We start from the raw sequence: 17,991 nt of genomic DNA, 5'->3' as shown, positions 1-17,991 counted from the left end.
GATTATTAAGAATTTAAAAGAACGTAGCTTAAGGGGTTTAAATCGAAATTATCTTCTATTTTTGCGACCGAATTTTGAAACGCAACAATTTTACGACAAATAAAATGGCAGGTAACAGAACCTTTACAATGATTAAGCCTGATGCTGTGGCGGATGGTAACATGGGAGCAATTTTGAAAATGATTGAGGAGGCAGGCTTCAAAATCATCGCTATGAAATACACAAGACTTTCTGCCGAACTGGCCGGAAAGTTCTATGCTGTGCATAGCGAAAGACCATTCTACGGAGAGCTTGTTGAGTACATGTCTTCCGGACCAATTGTAGCCGCTATTCTGGAAAAAGACAACGCTGTGGCCGACTTCAGAACCCTTATTGGTGCTACCAATCCAGCCGAAGCTGCTGAAGGAACAATTAGAAAATTATATGCTAAGTCTATTGGCGAAAATGCTGTTCATGGCTCTGACTCTGACGAAAACGCAGCCATAGAAGGTAACTTCTTCTTCTCTGAGTTTGAGAGATTCTAAGCATAAGCATTAAGCAAGTTTTAAAAGCGCCTTGAGAAACACTCAGGCGCTTTTATTTTTTCCACCATTTGGGAATAAGCAAAACCCCGGCAATTAAGTAGGGATAATAAGTGGTGAGCCGCCATAACAGGCCGGAAATAAAGGTGTATTTCCCTGCAAAATCTTCATAGAAAACCGGAAAAATGAACTCGGCTGTGCCGGCATTGCCCGGAGAAGGAGATACCAGCATGACCACCCACATGGTGAGATGCCGACCCAGCATGAGAAGCTGGTCGTTTACAGAAACTTGATTAAACCCACTCACCCAGGCGTTTATTAGAGCAAACTTAAAAATCCAGATGGCATAGGTGGCAGCCAGCAACTTAACCCAATATGCTGGCGATTGGCCCCTCAGCACTTTTGAAGCTAACACCAACTCCTCACTTTGCTGAATAACTGGCTCCTTCCAGCGCCTCAGAACCCTGAAAGTCATTAGGTAGGTGAGTATTTTCTTTACGGTTTCAGGAAAAAATAAAAGTGCCGAAAGCATAAAGAAGGTATAAAAAGCAATGGAGGTATAGCTCAACCAAAAAACCCGGCTCACTCCAGATTCAAAAAAAGCCGGAGCTTCTTTTAAGATCGGAAATACCGCTCCGTTGCTCAACCCAATTGCCAATGGAGAAGCTGTTAGAAAAAAAAGATTATCGAGAATGGCCAGCAACAAGGTGTAGGCAAGAGCCTTTCCCAACGGCTGACCTTCCTTGTATACTATGAAAACCAAAACAGCAGCGGCACCAATAACGGGAGGCGTTACGGCAATGGCAAACTCCCAAAGCAGCACAATGCGTATGGCCGAAAGCCCATTTAACTGCCCATGAGAGAGTAGCCGAATACGAAAAGCATTCAGCCCGTCTTTAATAAGCAGTAGAAAAAACACAAAAAGCAGGAAAGCCACCCGGAAATCGGAAAACAATTGAAGTGAACGGCCTGAAAACTGATCGTCTCTATAAGCCAGAAAGACTACTATAGAAATGCCAATAACAACAGGTAACCAAACACTCTTAGGGTTGAGAACTTTTTGCGCCTTGGCCCGCTCCATGCTACCCCTCCGAGACTAGGTCTTCTTCCAAACGCTCAATCCAGAAATTATTGAAGCCTTCTCCCAGGTGCATAGTAATTTGCCTCATTTGCAACAGGTCTAAAATGGAGAGGAAGTTGAATATGACTGCAATTTTGTTGGGTTCAAACTCAATGAGCTGTGTAAATGAAAGTCGCGGTATTTCTACCAACTGGTCCAGTATGTACTGGCGCTGTTTGGCAATGGAATAGGGATATTGCACTACTTCGTGCTTCGGTTTGCTTTGCTCATATTCATAGCGCGACATTACCTTTTGAAACACCCTGAGCAATTTATAGAGGTCAATATCTTGCAGCTCTGCCTCCACATTATTTCCTTCAGCAAGCTTTTTAAGTTCCCTGGCAATGTTGCCACGAGACTCCTGCAAGGAACGGGTGTGTTCCATATTGGCCAGCTCTTCTACTACCGATTTGTACTTCTTATATTCCAACAAATGCCTGACCAGCTCCTCTCGCGGATCAACCTCGTTGCCTTCTTCGTCTAAAACAGGACGAGGCAAAAGCATTTTAGCTTTGATACGCATGAGCGTAGCTGCCACTAAAATGAACTCACTGGCTACTTCAACGTTGAGTTGTTCCAAATGATGGAGATAGTCCAGAAAGTCCTTAGTGATTTTATTGATGGGAATATCATGAATATCCAGCTCGTCTCGCTGAATAAAAAACAACAGCAGGTCGAAAGGGCCTTCGAACAATGGAAGCTTTATTTCGAAACTCACCGGATAATTTCTTTTGAATCAAATATATAGAGATTGACAGAATGGAACGGATGGAGCAAAAATTATTTTTAATTTTACGGCTTGTTATAAAAGTCTGATGAAAACATTTGTAGTATCTGTTTGTTCATTAGACATTCAAACTAAGCAATGTTGATAAAGCCAGGGCCACTACTTTCGAAAATCGATTCTCCCGCAGACTTAAAAAAACTGGATCAGGCCCAACTGGTTCAGATATGCGATGAGCTCAGACAATTCATCATAGACAACGTCTCTGTATATGGAGGCCATTTTGGTGCTAGTTTGGGGGTGGTAGAAATGACGGTGGCTATTCATTATGTATTCAATACGCCAATCGATCAGCTGGTTTGGGATGTTGGGCACCAGGCCTATGGCCATAAAATATTAACCGGAAGACGCGACATTTTCCATACCAACCGGATGTACAACGGCATTTCGGGCTTCCCAAAAAGAAAAGAAAGTGAGTACGATACGTTTGGGGTAGGTCATTCTTCTACCTCCATATCTGGTGCTCTGGGTATGGCCATTGCCAACCAATACAAGAACGATAACCGACAGCACATTGCAGTTATTGGTGATGGTGCCATGACTGGCGGCCTGGCATTTGAGGGTATGAACCATGCGGGTTCAACTAATGCCAATTTACTTATCATCCTGAATGATAACTGCATGTCGATAGACCCAAATGTGGGGGCACTCAAAGATTACCTTACTGATGTGACAACCTCCCACACCTACAACAAGGTAAAAGACGATGTGTGGAAAATATTGAGCAAGTTCTCCAAGTTTGGAAAAAGTGCCCAAGACATAATTTCTAAAGTAGAGCATTCCCTTAAAGCATTGCTTCTCAAGCAAAGCAATCTTTTTGAGTCGCTCAACTTAAGGTATTTTGGACCGGTAGACGGACACGATGTACACCACCTAACCCATGTTTTGAATGACCTGAAGGATATTCCGGGTCCGAAAATATTGCATTGTGTTACGGTAAAGGGAAAAGGCTACAAACCGGCCGAAGAAGGAAATGCCACTACCTGGCATGCTCCCGGCAAGTTCGATAAGGTGACAGGTGAGGTTTTTAAGAAAGTTCAAGACAAACCAACTCCTCCTAAGTATCAGGAGGTGTTTGGTCATACACTCGTAGAACTGGCCGAAAAGAACGATAAAATTATGGGGGTAACTCCGGCTATGCCTTCCGGTTCTTCCATGAACATAATGATGAAAGCAATGCCCGATCGGGCGTTCGATGTAGGAATTGCCGAACAGCACGCGGTTACTTTCTCTGCAGGGTTGGCTACGCAAGGACTGGTACCTTTCTGTAACATATATAGCACGTTTATGCAGCGGGCATACGATCAGGTAATTCACGATGTGTGCATTCAGGATTTACCGGTCAACTTCTGCCTCGATAGAGCCGGTTTTGCCGGTGCAGATGGCCCCACACACCATGGTGCCTATGATATTGCTTACATGCGCTGCATACCCAACATGATTGTGGCCGCCCCAATGAATGAGGCCGAACTTCGCAACATGATGTACACGGCTCAGCTTCCGCGCGAAGGACAGGCCTTTACTATTCGTTACCCCAGGGGGGAAGGTGTAATGCCTGAGTGGCGCACGGCCATGGAAAAAATAGCCATTGGCACCGGCCGAAAAATTTCTGACGGAAAGGATTTGGCCATTTTAACTCTTGGCCATATGGGCAACTATGCCGTAGAAGCCAAAGAAATGCTGGCTGAGCAAGGCCTTGTTCCTGCCCACTATGATATGCGTTTTGTTAAGCCTCTGGATGAAGAACTGTTGCACGATATTTTCAGGAACTTCAAGAAAGTAGTTACGGTAGAAGATGGGTGTGTGATGGGTGGCTTCGGCAGTGCCATTTTAGAATTTATGGCTCAAAACAATTACTCTGCTCAAATCAAAATTTTGGGTATCCCTGACCGAATTGTTGAACATGGCACTCAACTCGAACTGCACGCTGAATGTGGTTTCGATCCGCTGGGTATTGCCAACACCGTAAGACAAATGCTTGGAGTAAAGGTGACGAGCTCCTATGCCAGCAATTAACTTCAAGGTTGAAGGTGAAGGGTTGCCGGTTGTCCTCATCCACGGTTTCTGTGAAAACCATGAAATGTGGAAGCACCTTGTACCCACTCTATCAAAGAATTATAAGGTTTACACCATAGACCTGCCAGGTTTTGGTCAATCGCCATTGTGGCAAACCACAGTGAGCCTGGAGTCAGTAGCCTCTGCAGTGGCCGACTGGGTCGAGGATCAGAAAATTGATAAAGCAGTTTTTATTGGCCACTCGCTTGGAGGTTACGTTTGTTTGGCCCTGGCCGAGCTGTACTCTAAACTTGTAGCTGGTGTGGGCTTGGTACACTCTACTGCCTTTGCAGACTCGGAGGAAGGAAAAATCAATAGAAACAGGGTAATTGAATTCATTGACAAGCATGGTCATGAAAAGTGGATAGAGACTTTTGCTCCAAGTCTATTCGCAAAAAACAACCTTGCCTATTGCCAAGAGGCTGTTGCCATGGTGCATGCCATGGGAGTGAATACGAAAGTTGAAACCATAGTGGCTTATACTCTGGCCATGAGAGACCGAAAGGACAGATTTGAAGTATGGCAAAACATAGCGAATCACTGCCTTTATATAGGAGGGAGTGAAGACATAAGGATTCCCGCCCGGGTTTCTGAAGAACACATATATGCGAGAGACAAGATAGACGGTTATATTCTGCCAGAAATTGGGCATATGGGCATGCTTGAAGACGAAAATCAGTTTAAGGTAATTTTGGAAAATTATTTAGGTAAAATTACCTGATTCAAGAAAAAATTAATACCTTAGGGTATGGGCAAAGAATACACCATACCCGAATTTCCAGATTCAGTCGTAGATGAGGCGTTTGTGGCCTATTTGATAGGCCATACCATAAGCTCCAACTATGTGCCATTCATTAAAGAGTTCACCACTCTCAATGATGAAATTATTTCCGAGTGCCTGAACATCAACGTAAAAACCTATAGAAGCTACCGAGACAAAACCGTTGAGTTAAAGCCCATACAGCAAGAGCATACATTGGCCATGTTATCGGTTCTGAAGCATGGAGTTAAGGTGTTTGGCAACAAAGAGAAACTCACCGAATGGCTAGAGAAGCCCAATTACTTTTTTGACAACCTGCCGCCATTTCAATTTCTCAAAACTATATCGGGCATACAGTTTTTAGATCATAAGCTGTGCTCCATAGAATCAGGAGACACTATTTAAATGAGGGTTTTCAGAATCTGTAGGGAGGAATATTCCCTTGAGCTAGTGGCATCGGGACGAATGAACCGGTGGAACAAAGATGGCCAGCATGTGATTTACGCTGCTGAATACAGAGCCTTGTGTGCCCTGGAACTACTGGCCCATACCAATGGAGTGGTTCCTGCCGGAAATTATAGAACCATGGTTATCGAAATCCCAGAAACAAAGATTGAAGAAATAACCGATGAAGAACTCCCCAAAAACTGGAAATCGGTAAAGGCATATCCGCAGTTGCAGAGAATAGGCTCTCAATGGTATGAAGAAAGTAAGCAGCTCTTGCTGAAGGTGCCATCGGTACTGATACCTTCTGAGTTCAACTATGTGATCAATACAAAGCACCCTGCATTTAAGAATGTGAGCATTGCCTCTCTGGAAAATTTCTTTTGGGATGACAGGCTCTAATTACACCTGACTGAGTAGTTGAGTAAGTTCTCGTTTGGTTATGGCTCCTGCCTTCTTCCATTGTATCTCTCCGCTTTTGAACAGAATAAGCATTGGAATGCTCCGAACGCCAAATCTTTGAGCTATTGGTTGATTCTTATCTACATCAACCTTAATGACCTTAAGCCTGTCGCCCATCTCCTGTGCCACTTCCTTCAACACAGGTGCCATCATTTGGCAAGGGCCACACCAATCGGCATAAAAATCAACCAACACCGGCTGATCCTGACTAACTAAAGCATCAAATTTTCCTTTCATTTCGCCAAATTTAACTGTCTTAAAACAGCCCGACCTCTTTATTTGTTCCTATTTTCAAACTTCTCAAACACCCATGTATCAATACGACTTCACCCAAGCAGAAAACTTCCTGATACTAACAGGGCTTATGTTTCTGGTGGTGGTCTTTCGCTACTCATTGGTAGCAGGCATCTTCTATCTGGTGTTTTATGTAATTGACCCAAAATCGACCCGAAGCAGAAAAATATTCAGCTCGGGCACATCTAAAAAGCAGTTTCGAAAGGAAATATTCTGGTCCACTTTTACTTCTATGCTTTTTGCCTTGGCGGGCGCAGGCATGGTGGTGATGTGGCAATTGGGGTATACTGCTATTTATGAAGAGATCGATCGGTTCGGCTGGTGGTGGGTTCCTACGAGCTTTTTGATTGCCGCCTTCATTCATGAAACCTATTACTACTGGCTTCATCGATGGATGCACAAACCAAGGGTTTACAGACTGATTCATAAAACACATCATGACAGTCATATCACCTCCCCCTGGACCAGCTTTTCATTCCACCCGGGAGAGGGATTGCTTCAGTCTTTGATCATTCCTGTAATCGTGCTCTTTCTCCCAATGCATTATTGGACCATTGTGGCTTTACTCACTTTTATGACCATCACTAGTGCTATCAATCATTCCAATGTGGAGATTTACCCGAAAGGCTTTCATAAACATTGGCTAGGGAAATGGTTTATTGGTGCCACGCATCACAGCCTTCATCACACTCAATACAAATACAATTTTGGCCTATACTTTACCTTTTGGGACAAGTTGATGAGAACAGAAAGTGAGAAGTACGAAAGTAATTTTGAGAAGCATACATCAAATCACTAGATTGAATTAATCATGCGCTCCGTTTTCATAATCATTTTTGGAATCTGCTCCTTCACCTTGATGGGCCAAGAAGCATTCTCATACCTCACAAGCTTGGAATTAGGCAACGCTGATGCCTGTAAAATAGAAGGGGTGGAATCTGAGCCTAAAATCCACTTCGACCCCAATAAAGTTCGAATAGTCAACAAAGAGGTTCAATATCTAGAAACTCATAACCCGTTGAGGGATGAATTGAGAGATACTGACATTCTCGTGCTCTATTTTAACCCACCCGAAAATCCAAACAAGGAATTAGCCCTACTTTTTTCCTGGGGACCAAGTTGCGACCCTCATTTTTATGTTTTTGATTCAGAAAATGACTCGATTGGCAGAAATTTCATGGGAGGCACAGAGTTATTTATGCCTCAAAATGACAAATTCTATACAGTAGGACGCTACAACGCTCCCTTCACTATAAGAAAAAAGTTTGTTCTCCTAGAGAACTACAAAACAGTCGAAATAGAACCTGAATTTTATCATCTAGGCTTACAAACCGAAACCCTAAGGAGCATCAAACTATATACGGATAGACAAATGAACACAGAGATCGCAGCATTGCCTCCAAACTATAAAATAGAGGTGGTGTTAGCCTATAAAAAAGATAACTTGAGTGAATTCTATTATCTCATCAAAACACAACTCGGTTTGTTGGGATGGGCAAATATCGAAACCGGGTATTCCGAGGCAATTGATGTTAAAGGTATTTTTTGGATAGGTGACTAGTCAAAAAATACCTTTAAATACATCTACTCATACCTCAAACTCTCCACAGGATTAGACTTAGCCGCCCGGAAAGTCTGGAAGCTTACCGTTAACAAGGCAATAGTCAAAACCAGCACGGCCGGCAAGGCAAAAATGTACCAGTAGAGATCTATTCTAAAGGCAAAGCCGTTCAACCATTGCTCCATGCCATAATAGGCTACAGGAATTGCCAGAACCACCGACACTAAAATTAACTTCATAAAGTCAGTAGAAAGCAATTGCAGAATACTTGAAATGGAAGCTCCTAGCACTTTTCGAATGCCAATTTCCTTGGTTCGCTTGGCAGTCATAAAGGCAGCCAATCCAAATAATCCTAAGCAGGCCACGAAAATGGCTAAGCCTGAGAAAATGGTGAATACACTACCAAATTGCTGATCGGCCTTGTACTGTTCATTGAATCGATCATCCAGGAAGAAGTATTCAAATGGGTTTCCCGGAAAGAACCTGGCCCAATTTTCCTCCGCCAGTCGAATGACTTCCTGAGTATTGGCCGCTTCATACTTTATCGAATAGTAGTTGCTGGCATCGGGAATAAGCCTAAAAATCAGTTGATCATAATTTTCCTTGAGCGAAGTATGATGATAATCTTCCAGAACCCCTATTATGGTATAGTTCTGCCCCCAAAAGTATATATCCACATTCAGTGCATCTTCAATATTATCGAAACCAAGCTGCCTTACAGCCGACCGAGAGAAAAGAATTTTGGAGCCTTCATCGCCAAAGCTCTCATCAAAGCTTCTCCCAGCTACCAACTTCAAGTCATAAGTTTCCACAAAATCATAACCTATACCCAAAACCCTGTATTGCTTACCTTCGGTGTCCGGCTCTCCCTGTCTTCTGATTCCTCCTGCATTCCAATCGACCGATCTACCTGGCACACCGGTACTTACTACCACTTTCCTGACGTTCGCATTGGCTTCCATTACATCGCCAAAAGCGGTGAGTTTTTCCTGATAAGTGGAATCTCTGACACTTGGCCCCTCAATTACCAAAGTCCGGTCTATGTTTACCCCAAGCTCTTGGTTCCTCATAAATGAAATCTGTTCATAAACCGTATAAGTGCCGATAATCAAGCCCACAGATGCCATGAATTGAAAAACCACCAGCCCCTTTCTTAGCCAAGCACCCCTTGAGCCAGACACCGCACCACCTTTCAGGGTATCAATAGGTTTGTAAGACGATAGCACCATAGCCGGATATAACCCTGAAAGAAATGTTCCAACTAAAAAAAGTGCCCCCAGGCCTACCCAGAAGCCCTGCTGCATGAAAAGCTCCATGGTTATGGGCTGGTCTGCCAAACGCGCAAAAGAAGGCAGAGCCAAAACCACAATACCAAAGGCCAGCACTACTGCCAGCAGATTAATTAAAAAGCTTTCGGTAAGGAATTGCCTGATCAACTGTCCTCGCAGCGAACCTAAGACTTTACGCAGACCTACTTCTCTAGCCCTCTCCATGGACTTGGCTGTGGCCAGGTTAATGTAGTTCACCCATGCAATAATTATGATAAAGAAACTAATGCCAAGAAGCGCATATACCGCATCACCATCGCCATTCACCTCTGCTTCCATCATATAGTTCGAGTAGAGATGAATGTCTCTCAATGGCTGAAGATCAAAGTCCATCCAGGTTTCATTCTCTCGCATTTCATCTCCCCACTGAGCCTCTACAAAGTCATCGACCTTGCCGGCAAACTCTTCCGGATTAACCCCTTCTTTGAGCATCACATAATTAAAGTAGCCATCCCAATACCAGACACTGTTGGCCTGTTGAGCTCGCTCTCCTTGTGCCATGGTGCTCCATGAGGCCAAAATATCGTACTTAAAATGGGAGTTTTGGGGCACGTCTTCAAACACTGCTGTAATCTTAATGGGCCGGTTCTTATTGAAATACATGGTTTCTCCCACCACATCTACTTTGGCAAAGTATTTTTGTGCAGTTGTCTTTGAAATAGCTACCGAAGAGGGATCAACTAAAGCAGTTTCCTTATCGCCATATAATATTTTAGTATCGAAAACATCGAACACTGATGGATTGGCGAAATACACCTTGCTCTCAGCAAACTCTATGTCTCCTCTGGAAAACACACCGCTGGTTTGGGTCAGTCGGGCATAAGCCTCTACATCGGCCAGGTTTTCATTGAGCAAATACCCAATGGAAACCACACCGGCAGCCCATTCTGTGCTCAATACTCCTTTTTCGTATCGGTTGGTTTTCAGCCGATAAATACGATTCGCATTCTGATTGAAATTATCATAACTCAGCTCATAACTAACGTATTGCATAATGAGCAGACTGGCGGCAATGCCCAGGGCAAGACCTGTAATATTGATTAAAGAAAAGATTCGGTTCTTGAGCAATGAGCGCAATGCTACTTTCAAATAGTTTTTGACCATGGCGATTTAAATTAAGTTTAGTTGGTTGCGACTTTCTGTGTCTGTCTTCTAAGACGACCCTGGCACCTAAAAGATTACATCAGAGACTTGCTGATTTTCAAAAAGTTGCAAAAAGAAGCTAAATATTCACGGGCATGGCAGGCATAGAGTAAGGCTTAAAGACAAGGGGCTAAAATAAAAGAGTCACTCCCGTTGGAGCGACTCCCTTTCACCTAAACACCTGGGTAACTAACTACTCATAGTGAATCTTTCGATTCCTACACCCAGACTTATCTTTAATTGCTTTCGCGAATTGTCTTTGGAGGAGAGGAATTTCTTCCTCATGTGAAGTCAAAGTTAGTAGGATTTTTTATTAAATAAAATTTAACAAACCAATAATTCAAAAAAGTTATTCACATCGAAATCCACACTTAGGGCTGAATTCACACCATTTAATTTGCTGTACGTCACAAAATTAAAGTTTAACGCAGATATTCTTCTTTTCCGTGAAGAAATTTAACGCATCCCAGCCACCTTCTCTACCCATACCGCTATGTTTTACCCCACCAAAAGGGGTTCTCAAGTCGCGAAATAGCCAGCAATTTACCCACACTATGCCGCTATGAAGAGCAGCCGACACACGGTTGGCACGGTCTAAGTGACTTGTCCAAACTGTAGCCGAAAGGCCATAGTCAGTTGCATTGGCCATAGCAATTACCTCTTCTTCTGTATCAAAAGGCTGCAGGGTAACTACCGGACCAAAAATCTCTTCGCTATTAGTTCTGCACTCTTGTGAAAGACCTTCAAACACCGTTGGTTGTACATAATAGCCCTCAGCAAACTCCCCATCCAGCACGACTCGCTGACCTCCGGCAAGCAGAGCACCTCCCTCTTTTGTGGCCAGATCGATGTATGAAAGCACCTTTTCCATGTGCTGTTTAGAAACCAAAGCACCAACCTGAGTATCGCTGGCATAGGGCGAACCTATTCGCAGCTCTTTGGTCTTGCTCACAAATGCCTCTTTAAACTTGTTATAAATGGATCGTTCTATAAATATTCTTGATCCACATAGGCAAATTTGTCCTTGATTGGCGAAACTGGAGTGCACAGAGGTTTTCAGGGCTTTCTCAAAATCGGCATCGGCAAAGATTATGTTGGGATTTTTTCCACCCAACTCCAGCGATAGTTTTTTGAATTGAGAGGCAGCCGTGCTTGCAATTTTTTTTCCGGTTTGTGTTCCACCTGTGAAGGATATTGCCTTCGTCTTAGGATGTTCAACTATGGCCTGACCGACCTTCGACCCTAAGCCATGAACAATATTGAGTACTCCATCGGGCAGACCGGCCTCTTTGCAAAGTTTGGAAAAAATAAAGGCCGTCATAGGTGTAATTTCTGAGGGCTTAGCCACCACCGTATTGCCCGAAGCAAGAGCAGGAGCAATTTTCCAGGTAAAGAGATAGAGTGGCAGGGTCCATGGAGAAATACAGGCCACTACCCCTAATGGGCTCCGGGTGGTCACATTCAAAGCTTCACCATCGGTTTGGTGTGCCTCAGTAGACTCATGTAGAATAGCCGTGGCAAAGAACCTCATATTTGCAGAAGCCCGAGGAATATCGACTGACCTGGCCAGCTTTACCGGCTTCCCATTGTCTTTGGCTTCGGCCATAGCCAGCATTTCCAGGTTGTCATCGATCAGGTCTGCAATCCTAAGCATATAACGAGAACGCTCTTCTCTGGAGGTCTTTGACCATGCAAGAAATGCTTCTTCGGCTGCCTGAACAGCCAACTCAACATCCTGCTGAGCAGAGTCCGGAATTTCTCCATACACCTTTCCTGTAGCCGGCTCAATATTCTCTAAATATTTACCTGATTGAGGATCGACTAGATCACCACCGATATAATTGAGTATCCTTTCCATTCTTTATTGATTCAATTCCTTAATTCTGTTCACAATAGGCAACTCTTCTAAGTATTCAACCTCTACAGTATCACCTTCAACAAAATTCTTCTCCTGATCTCTCTCTAAATAGGTTCTAAAAACTTCTCCAGCGTGTATAAATCTGGCCTGAACACTTCTCCGATGTCTTCGGTCAATATAAACACGAAAAACAATTCCCTTAGCAGTAATCGATTCTCTTTCCAATCTCTTAAACTCATTGTTTTCTGAAATAATTAAGTAAGGAATAGCTAGGAAAGCAGAGGTCACACATACGATTCTCCTTGTCCAGATTTTTAGATCATACTTCTTAAGTATGTTTGAAAGTAACAGTGGTAGAACAGCAAATGGAAGCAAGAAAAGAATTATTCTCAGAGCACCCTTGCTAAAAAGTAAAGAATTAGGAACTGCAAATAACAGAAGAGCCCAGGTTACTACATAAGCAAAAAGAAGCTTATTTAACCTCATAAACACCCCGTTCTTCCACCATCTACCGGGACATTGATTCCATTGATATAGCTGGCTGCCGGAGAAGCCAAAAAGGCAGCAGCTGCAGCAACCTCAGATGCATCGGCAAAGCGTCTGGCTGGAATTTCCGACTTCATTTCAGCTTCTACTTCCCCTACAGATTTACCCGTCTTCTTCGACTTGTTTTCAATAATTGAAGTAAGCCGTTGCGTTGAAGTAGCCCCAGGCAATACGTTATTGACTGTAATGCCAAATTGACCCAGCTCATTCGCCAGAGTCTTCGACCAATTGGCCACGGCTCCACGAATGGTGTTTGACACCCCCAAGCCTGGGATGGGCATTTTCACGGAAGTGGAAATCACATTGATGATTCTTCCGTAAGCTGCTTCTTTCATAGCCGGCACACAAGCCTGAGCCAAAATCTGGTTGCATACCAAATGCTGGTTGAACGCAATTCTAAAAGCCTCCACATCGGCATCTATGGCCTGACCTGCAGGTGGACCACCCGTATTATTGATCAAAATATGATATTGATTGCCCTCGGCCAGATGCTTATCAATGGTCGATTTCAGCTCCGTTGGGCTAGCAAAATCGGCCACAAGAATCTGATGTTTTTGACCAGAGGCTTTGAACAACCCTTGTTTCACCTCCTCTAGTTTTTGCTTATTTCTGGCGCAAAGTGTAACGCTGCACCCTAAGTTGGCCAGTTCTTCTGCAATGGCTTTTCCTATGCCTTGCGTACTTCCGCAAACCAAAGCCGACTTTCCTTTTAAATTTAAATCCATAGACATTGGGGTTCATTCAAAGTTATGAAAATCGAATTTAGGCATGAGCCGATTTTTGGGTAATTTAGACGATGTGAAAAGACTCGGTTGTTTGATTACATTACTTGTTTCGATTGGTAGTTTACCAGGCCAGACATCCAACAGTTGGGAAAACTTCAAATCTTTATTTCCCAGGAAAAAAATCCCACTGGATCTTCAGCATAAATTCTTAAGACTGGAAGGAGAGTTTGACAAGCAAAGAGAAGAATTTGAGACCAGAACGGCTAGAAGACTAATAAAACACCAAAACTTCTACTTAGCAGAAATTAGGTACGATTGTGTTGCTGGTGGTAATTGTGAAGCTCTTGAAGTTTACACATTCGATTTCGAGGGGAACCTGATTTCTAAACTGGAAATAGAGAAACGTTTAGCCGACTGTGTATTCGAGTCCAAAAAAGACCTTACTCATAAAACAGAACAGACATGGTATATTCTTGAAACTAAGATAGTAAGGGAGTGTGAAGATGAACCAAACCAACAGATAGACCTAAAGCTTGTAGAATACGACCTTTCTAAGGAGGGGGTGTTTAGCAAACAAAGTGAGCAAACAATCGAATCAAACCGACCATACTTTGATTTCTCAATTGGGCTTAAAAATAGAAAGGAATTGGAGAAGTTATCCAAAGACGAACTAGCCAAAATTCGAAATGAAATCTTCGCCTCTTATGGTTATTCCTTTAAAAGTGATAAATGGAAAGAATATTTCAGACAATTCGAATGGTACCAACCTTTTAAGGGTGCGGTATCAGAGGATGAATTGAATTTCTTCGAAAGAGAGAATTTGAAATTAATTTTGAACTTAGAAAAACAGTAGGATCATGTCAATAAGAAGACCATTTAACCTGACGCGGTGGATTGAAGAAAACCGCGACAAACTGAAACCACCCGTTGGTAACAAAAACCTTTATCCGGAAGGTACCGACTATATTGTGATGATTGTTGCCGGGCCAAATGCCCGAAAAGATTACCACTACAACGAAACCGAAGAGCTTTTTTACCAACTGGAAGGCAACATTACGGTACGTATTCAGGAAGATGGCAAAGCGGTTGACATTCCACTTGGCCCAGGCGACATGTACCTACACCCACCCAAAGTACCTCACTCCCCCATTCGTTCAGAAGGCTCTTTAGGTCTGGTGATTGAAAGAGTAAGAAAACCCGAACATACCGATGGACTGATGTGGTTCTGCGACAACTGCAACACCAAGCTTCATGACACCTACTTTCCGCTTACCAATATTGAGAAAGACTTTCTTCCAAGATTTAAAGAATTCTATAACTCCGAAGAACTGCGCACCTGCAAAAATTGCGGGCATGTGATGGAAACGGATCCACGTTTCGTAGGATAGTGTTCAGAAAGCAGTTATCAGTAATCAGGGTTCCCGATTAACTAATAACTAATTAACCGATAACTTATGCTAAAAATCGACATGCATACCCACATCATTCCGGAACACCTGCCAAAATGGGCAGACAAGTTCGGATATGGTGATTTCATTCATCTGCACCACCACAAAGAAGGGGCCGCTATGATGATGAAGGGAGCAAAATTCTTTAGAGAAATACAAGCCAATTGCTGGGACCCTGAACTACGAATTGAAGAATATGCCCGGCACCATACACAAGTGCAGGTAGTTTCAACCATTCCTGTAATGTTTGGCTATGATGCCAAGCCTGAAGATGGATGGGAAATGGCTCGTTTTCTCAACGACCACATGGCCGAAATATGCCACAAGTACCCTAAAAACTATGTTGGCCTGGCTACACTGCCTATGCAAGATGAAGACCTCGCGGTAAAGGAGCTGGAGCGTTGTAAAAATGAACTCGGTTTGCCGGGCATCCAGATAGGATCCAATATCAACGATAAAAACCTAAGCTCGCCCAAGTTTTTCCCCATTTTCCAAGCTTGCCAGGAGCTGGGTATGTGCATAATGATCCACCCGTGGAACATGATGGGCTTCTCGAGTATAGAACGCTACTGGCTTCCGTGGTTAGTAGGAATGCCGGCCGAAACTTCACGTGCAGCCTGCTCGCTAATATTTGGCGGAGTAATGGAGCGTCTCCCGGATTTGCGCATTTGCTTCTCGCATGCCGGTGGGTCGTTTTTACCTACTTTGGGCCGAATTGAGCATGGGTTTAACTGTCGTCCGGACCTTGTGGCCATAGACAACCCCGTAAACCCCAGGGAGTATTTAGGAAAATTCTGGATAGATTCTATTACCCACGATGCCGACCTACTCGAGTATGTACTAAAAATGCAAGGTTCCAAGCGCATTATGTTAGGTTCGGACTACCCCTTCCCCTTAGGCGATTTGGAAATAGGAGCCTACATTGAGGAAATGAATCTGGCCCCGGAAATTGTTGAAGATATTTATTGCAATGCCGCGCTGGAATGGCTCAATTTGAAACGCGAAATATTTGAGTAGTGAAGCACACAGCCATATCCTTTCTGGAAACCCCCATCGGTAAGCTCAAAATAGTGGGCGATGAAACGGCCATTAAACTGGTGTCGTTTACCGATGAGGCCGAACGCTCGACCGATGGAAAGGTTCCTAACATAGTTCGCACCTGTAAATTTCAGCTCAAAGAATACTTTGAGGGCAAACGCAAAACTTTTGACGTTCCGCTTGCTCCGGAAGGCACCGATTTTCAGAAAGAAGTGTGGGACAATCTGCTCAGCGTACCCTTTGGTTCAACCTCCACTTACGCCAAACAAGCCATAAAAATGGGTGACCTCAAAAAAATACGAGCGGTGGGTTCGGCCAATGGGAAAAACCCTATAGCCATAATTATACCCTGCCATAGAATAATTGGCACCGATGGCAGCCTGACCGGATATGCCGGAGGCCTGCATCGAAAAGAATGGCTACTTAAACACGAAAACTCCATACCTGGTTATAATCAACTGAAACTATTCGGATGATCTACGAAAACAGCTTAGCGTTTGCCCAAGTGGCAGACAAGAACGACCCGCTTAGAGAGTGGCGGAATGAATTTCACTTTCCACAAATAAAAGGTAAAGACGCTTATTACTTTACAGGCAACTCGCTGGGGCTACAACCCAAGCAAGCCCGCACTTTTGTGGAAGCAGAAATGAAGAAATGGGAAACCTACGGAGTCGAAGGTCATTTTGTACCCAAAGAAAGACCTTGGCTCAAGTTTCATGAAGCAAGCAAAGCCGCTCTGGCTAAAATTGTAGGTGCTAAACCCCTGGAGGTGGTATGCATGAACAACCTTTCTGTAAACCTTCACCTGTTAATGGTTTCTTTCTTTAGACCTACAAAAAAGCGCTTCAAAGTGATTTGCGAAGCAGGTGCCTTTCCATCCGATCAGTATATGTTTGAGTCGCAACTCAAATTTCATGGATTAAACCCGGCCGAAGCACTTATAGAAGTGGCTCCCCGAACCGGTGAGCAAACCCTAAGAACAGAAGACATTATTTCTACTATTGAGCAAAATGCAGACGAGCTGGCCCTGGTGCTTTTTGGCGGATTGCAATACTACACCGGTCAGCTATTCGATATGCCGGCCATTACCAAAGCCGGCCATAAGGCGGGAGCCTTTGTGGGCTTCGATTTGGCCCATGCGGCAGGTAATGTTCCCTTGCATTTGCATGAATGGGACGTAGACTTTGCCACCTGGTGCTCTTATAAATACCTTAATTCGGGGCCGGGCAATGTAAGCGGAATATTTGTTCACGAGCGCTTTGCCTACGATAAAGATTTGCCTCGCTTTGCCGGTTGGTGGGGACACAACGAGCAAGAGCGCTTTCTTATGGAAAAAGGCTTTGACCCCATGCCAGGGGCCGATGGCTGGCAGCTTAGCAACGTAAATGTAATTTCTACTGCCGCTCATCTGGCTTCGCTTCAACTCTTTGAACAAGTGGGCATGGAAGCATTGCGCGAAAAGAGCCTTAAACTCACCGGGTTTCTGGAGTACATCATCGATGAATTAAGTGGTGAAGACAAGCTATTTGAGATAATTACACCCAGAAACCCTCAGGAGCGTGGAGCTCAGCTTTCCATTTACTTCCACAGAAATGGTAAATTAATGTTCGATTATCTGGTAGAAGAAGGTGTAATAGGAGACTGGCGAGAGCCCAATGTTATTCGTATTGCTCCAGCTCCTATGTATAATTCGTTTGAAGACGTTTATCATTTTGGCCGACTATTGAAGGAAGCTATCAAGAAATATGCTGATGCGTAGCTCTGCCACGACATACGATTTTAATGCTTCAGTCAATCCTTACGCTTATGGGGGCGAAGCACTGAAGCTCTCTTTTGCTCCCCTACAGCAGGCAGGCTTTACGATTGTGGTAAGCAAAGGAGGTTTAGGCAAAATTTTTTAACCT

At 43.8% G+C, this 17,991-nt stretch carries 20 protein-coding genes; 13 read left to right on the top strand and 7 right to left on the bottom strand.

Going from position 1 to position 17,991, the window contains the following annotated elements:
• Positions 1 to 104 precede the first annotated feature (104 nt).
• On the top strand, positions 105 to 524 hold the full coding sequence (locus B3763_RS03925; protein ID WP_189629134.1) for a nucleoside-diphosphate kinase: 420 nt from the start codon (positions 105 to 107) through the stop codon (positions 522 to 524).
• A gap of 52 nt (positions 525 to 576) precedes the next feature.
• Here the strand turns inward: B3763_RS03925 and B3763_RS03920 are convergent, their stop codons facing one another.
• Both B3763_RS03920 and B3763_RS03915 read right to left on the bottom strand, forming a co-directional pair.
• Positions 577 to 1,602: a lysylphosphatidylglycerol synthase domain-containing protein gene (locus tag B3763_RS03920; protein WP_286743906.1), complete on the bottom strand. Its 1,026-nt coding sequence runs from the start codon at positions 1,600 to 1,602 to the stop codon at positions 577 to 579.
• A 1-nt stretch (position 1,603) separates the two neighbouring features.
• Complete coding sequence (locus B3763_RS03915; RefSeq protein WP_189629132.1) at positions 1,604 to 2,359, bottom strand: segregation and condensation protein A; 756 nt, start codon at positions 2,357 to 2,359, stop codon at positions 1,604 to 1,606.
• A gap of 147 nt (positions 2,360 to 2,506) precedes the next feature.
• Here B3763_RS03915 and dxs point away from each other — a divergent pair, with 147 nt between their 5' ends.
• From dxs to B3763_RS03895, 4 genes are read left to right on the top strand one after another with little or no spacing between them, the layout of a single operon-like run.
• Positions 2,507 to 4,441: a 1-deoxy-D-xylulose-5-phosphate synthase gene (gene dxs, locus B3763_RS03910; RefSeq protein ID WP_189629131.1), complete on the top strand. Its 1,935-nt coding sequence runs from the start codon at positions 2,507 to 2,509 to the stop codon at positions 4,439 to 4,441.
• Entirely contained in the window at positions 4,428 to 5,201 is a 774-nt protein-coding gene (locus B3763_RS03905; protein ID WP_286743900.1) for an alpha/beta fold hydrolase, read from the top strand. Before dxs ends, B3763_RS03905 begins: the two co-directional genes overlap by 14 nt.
• A gap of 27 nt (positions 5,202 to 5,228) precedes the next feature.
• On the top strand, positions 5,229 to 5,645 hold the full coding sequence (locus B3763_RS03900; protein WP_286743897.1) for an antitoxin Xre/MbcA/ParS toxin-binding domain-containing protein: 417 nt from the start codon (positions 5,229 to 5,231) through the stop codon (positions 5,643 to 5,645).
• On the top strand, positions 5,646 to 6,086 hold the full coding sequence (locus B3763_RS03895; RefSeq protein ID WP_286743895.1) for an RES family NAD+ phosphorylase: 441 nt from the start codon (positions 5,646 to 5,648) through the stop codon (positions 6,084 to 6,086).
• Here B3763_RS03895 and trxA read toward each other — a convergent pair whose 3' ends face one another.
• Positions 6,087 to 6,383: a thioredoxin gene (gene trxA / locus B3763_RS03890; RefSeq protein WP_286743892.1), complete on the bottom strand. Its 297-nt coding sequence runs from the start codon at positions 6,381 to 6,383 to the stop codon at positions 6,087 to 6,089.
• Positions 6,384 to 6,456: 73 nt separating this feature from the next.
• On the opposite strand from trxA, the gene B3763_RS03885 reads away from it, so the two are divergent.
• Positions 6,457 to 7,239 (top strand): sterol desaturase family protein, encoded by a 783-nt coding sequence (locus tag B3763_RS03885; protein WP_286743889.1) that lies wholly within the window; start codon positions 6,457 to 6,459, stop codon positions 7,237 to 7,239.
• Positions 7,240 to 7,251: 12 nt separating this feature from the next.
• Complete coding sequence (locus B3763_RS03880) at positions 7,252 to 8,001, top strand: hypothetical protein (protein ID WP_286743886.1); 750 nt, start codon at positions 7,252 to 7,254, stop codon at positions 7,999 to 8,001.
• 23 nt (positions 8,002 to 8,024) lie between these two features.
• On the opposite strand, the gene B3763_RS03875 is transcribed toward B3763_RS03880, so the two are convergent.
• The 4 genes from B3763_RS03875 to B3763_RS03860 all read right to left on the bottom strand — a co-directional run bounded on the left by B3763_RS03875 (position 8,025) and on the right by B3763_RS03860 (position 13,601).
• Complete coding sequence (locus tag B3763_RS03875) at positions 8,025 to 10,433, bottom strand: ABC transporter permease (protein ID WP_286743883.1); 2,409 nt, start codon at positions 10,431 to 10,433, stop codon at positions 8,025 to 8,027.
• A gap of 454 nt (positions 10,434 to 10,887) precedes the next feature.
• Positions 10,888 to 12,330, bottom strand: coding sequence for an aldehyde dehydrogenase (locus B3763_RS03870; protein ID WP_286743881.1), 1,443 nt, complete (start codon positions 12,328 to 12,330; stop codon positions 10,888 to 10,890).
• Between the two features lie 3 nt (positions 12,331 to 12,333).
• Entirely contained in the window at positions 12,334 to 12,816 is a 483-nt protein-coding gene (locus B3763_RS03865; RefSeq protein WP_286743879.1) for a hypothetical protein, read from the bottom strand.
• Positions 12,813 to 13,601: an SDR family oxidoreductase gene (locus B3763_RS03860; protein ID WP_286743876.1), complete on the bottom strand. Its 789-nt coding sequence runs from the start codon at positions 13,599 to 13,601 to the stop codon at positions 12,813 to 12,815. The genes B3763_RS03865 and B3763_RS03860 overlap by 4 nt, the downstream gene beginning before the upstream one ends.
• A 73-nt stretch (positions 13,602 to 13,674) precedes the next feature.
• On the opposite strand from B3763_RS03860, the gene B3763_RS03855 reads away from it, so the two are divergent.
• From B3763_RS03855 to B3763_RS03830, 6 genes are all read left to right on the top strand, one after another.
• Positions 13,675 to 14,454, top strand: coding sequence for a YARHG domain-containing protein (locus B3763_RS03855; RefSeq protein WP_286743874.1), 780 nt, complete (start codon positions 13,675 to 13,677; stop codon positions 14,452 to 14,454).
• 4 nt (positions 14,455 to 14,458) lie between these two features.
• Entirely contained in the window at positions 14,459 to 14,989 is a 531-nt protein-coding gene (locus B3763_RS03850; RefSeq protein WP_286743872.1) for a 3-hydroxyanthranilate 3,4-dioxygenase, read from the top strand.
• 66 nt (positions 14,990 to 15,055) lie between these two features.
• Positions 15,056 to 16,066 carry an amidohydrolase family protein gene (locus B3763_RS03845; RefSeq protein WP_286743870.1) on the top strand — a complete coding sequence of 337 codons (1,011 nt, stop codon included), beginning with the start codon at positions 15,056 to 15,058 and terminating at the stop codon, positions 16,064 to 16,066.
• Complete coding sequence (locus B3763_RS03840; RefSeq protein WP_286743867.1) at positions 16,066 to 16,563, top strand: methylated-DNA--[protein]-cysteine S-methyltransferase; 498 nt, start codon at positions 16,066 to 16,068, stop codon at positions 16,561 to 16,563. Before B3763_RS03845 ends, B3763_RS03840 begins: the two co-directional genes overlap by 1 nt.
• A complete protein-coding gene (gene kynU / locus B3763_RS03835) occupies positions 16,560 to 17,846 on the top strand; it encodes a kynureninase (protein WP_286743864.1) in 1,287 nt (428 codons plus the stop codon). The genes B3763_RS03840 and kynU overlap by 4 nt, the downstream gene beginning before the upstream one ends.
• Positions 17,839 to 17,988: a hypothetical protein gene (locus tag B3763_RS03830; RefSeq protein ID WP_286743861.1), complete on the top strand. Its 150-nt coding sequence runs from the start codon at positions 17,839 to 17,841 to the stop codon at positions 17,986 to 17,988. The genes kynU and B3763_RS03830 overlap by 8 nt, the downstream gene beginning before the upstream one ends.
• Positions 17,989 to 17,991 lie beyond the last annotated feature (3 nt).

Origin of the sequence: Roseivirga sp. UBA1976 (genome assembly GCF_002336325.1) — a bacterium.
Classification (GTDB): domain Bacteria; phylum Bacteroidota; class Bacteroidia; order Cytophagales; family Cyclobacteriaceae; genus Roseivirga; species Roseivirga thermotolerans.
Note: the sequence above shows the minus strand (reverse complement) of the source record. Positions and strands in the feature narration are given on the sequence as shown.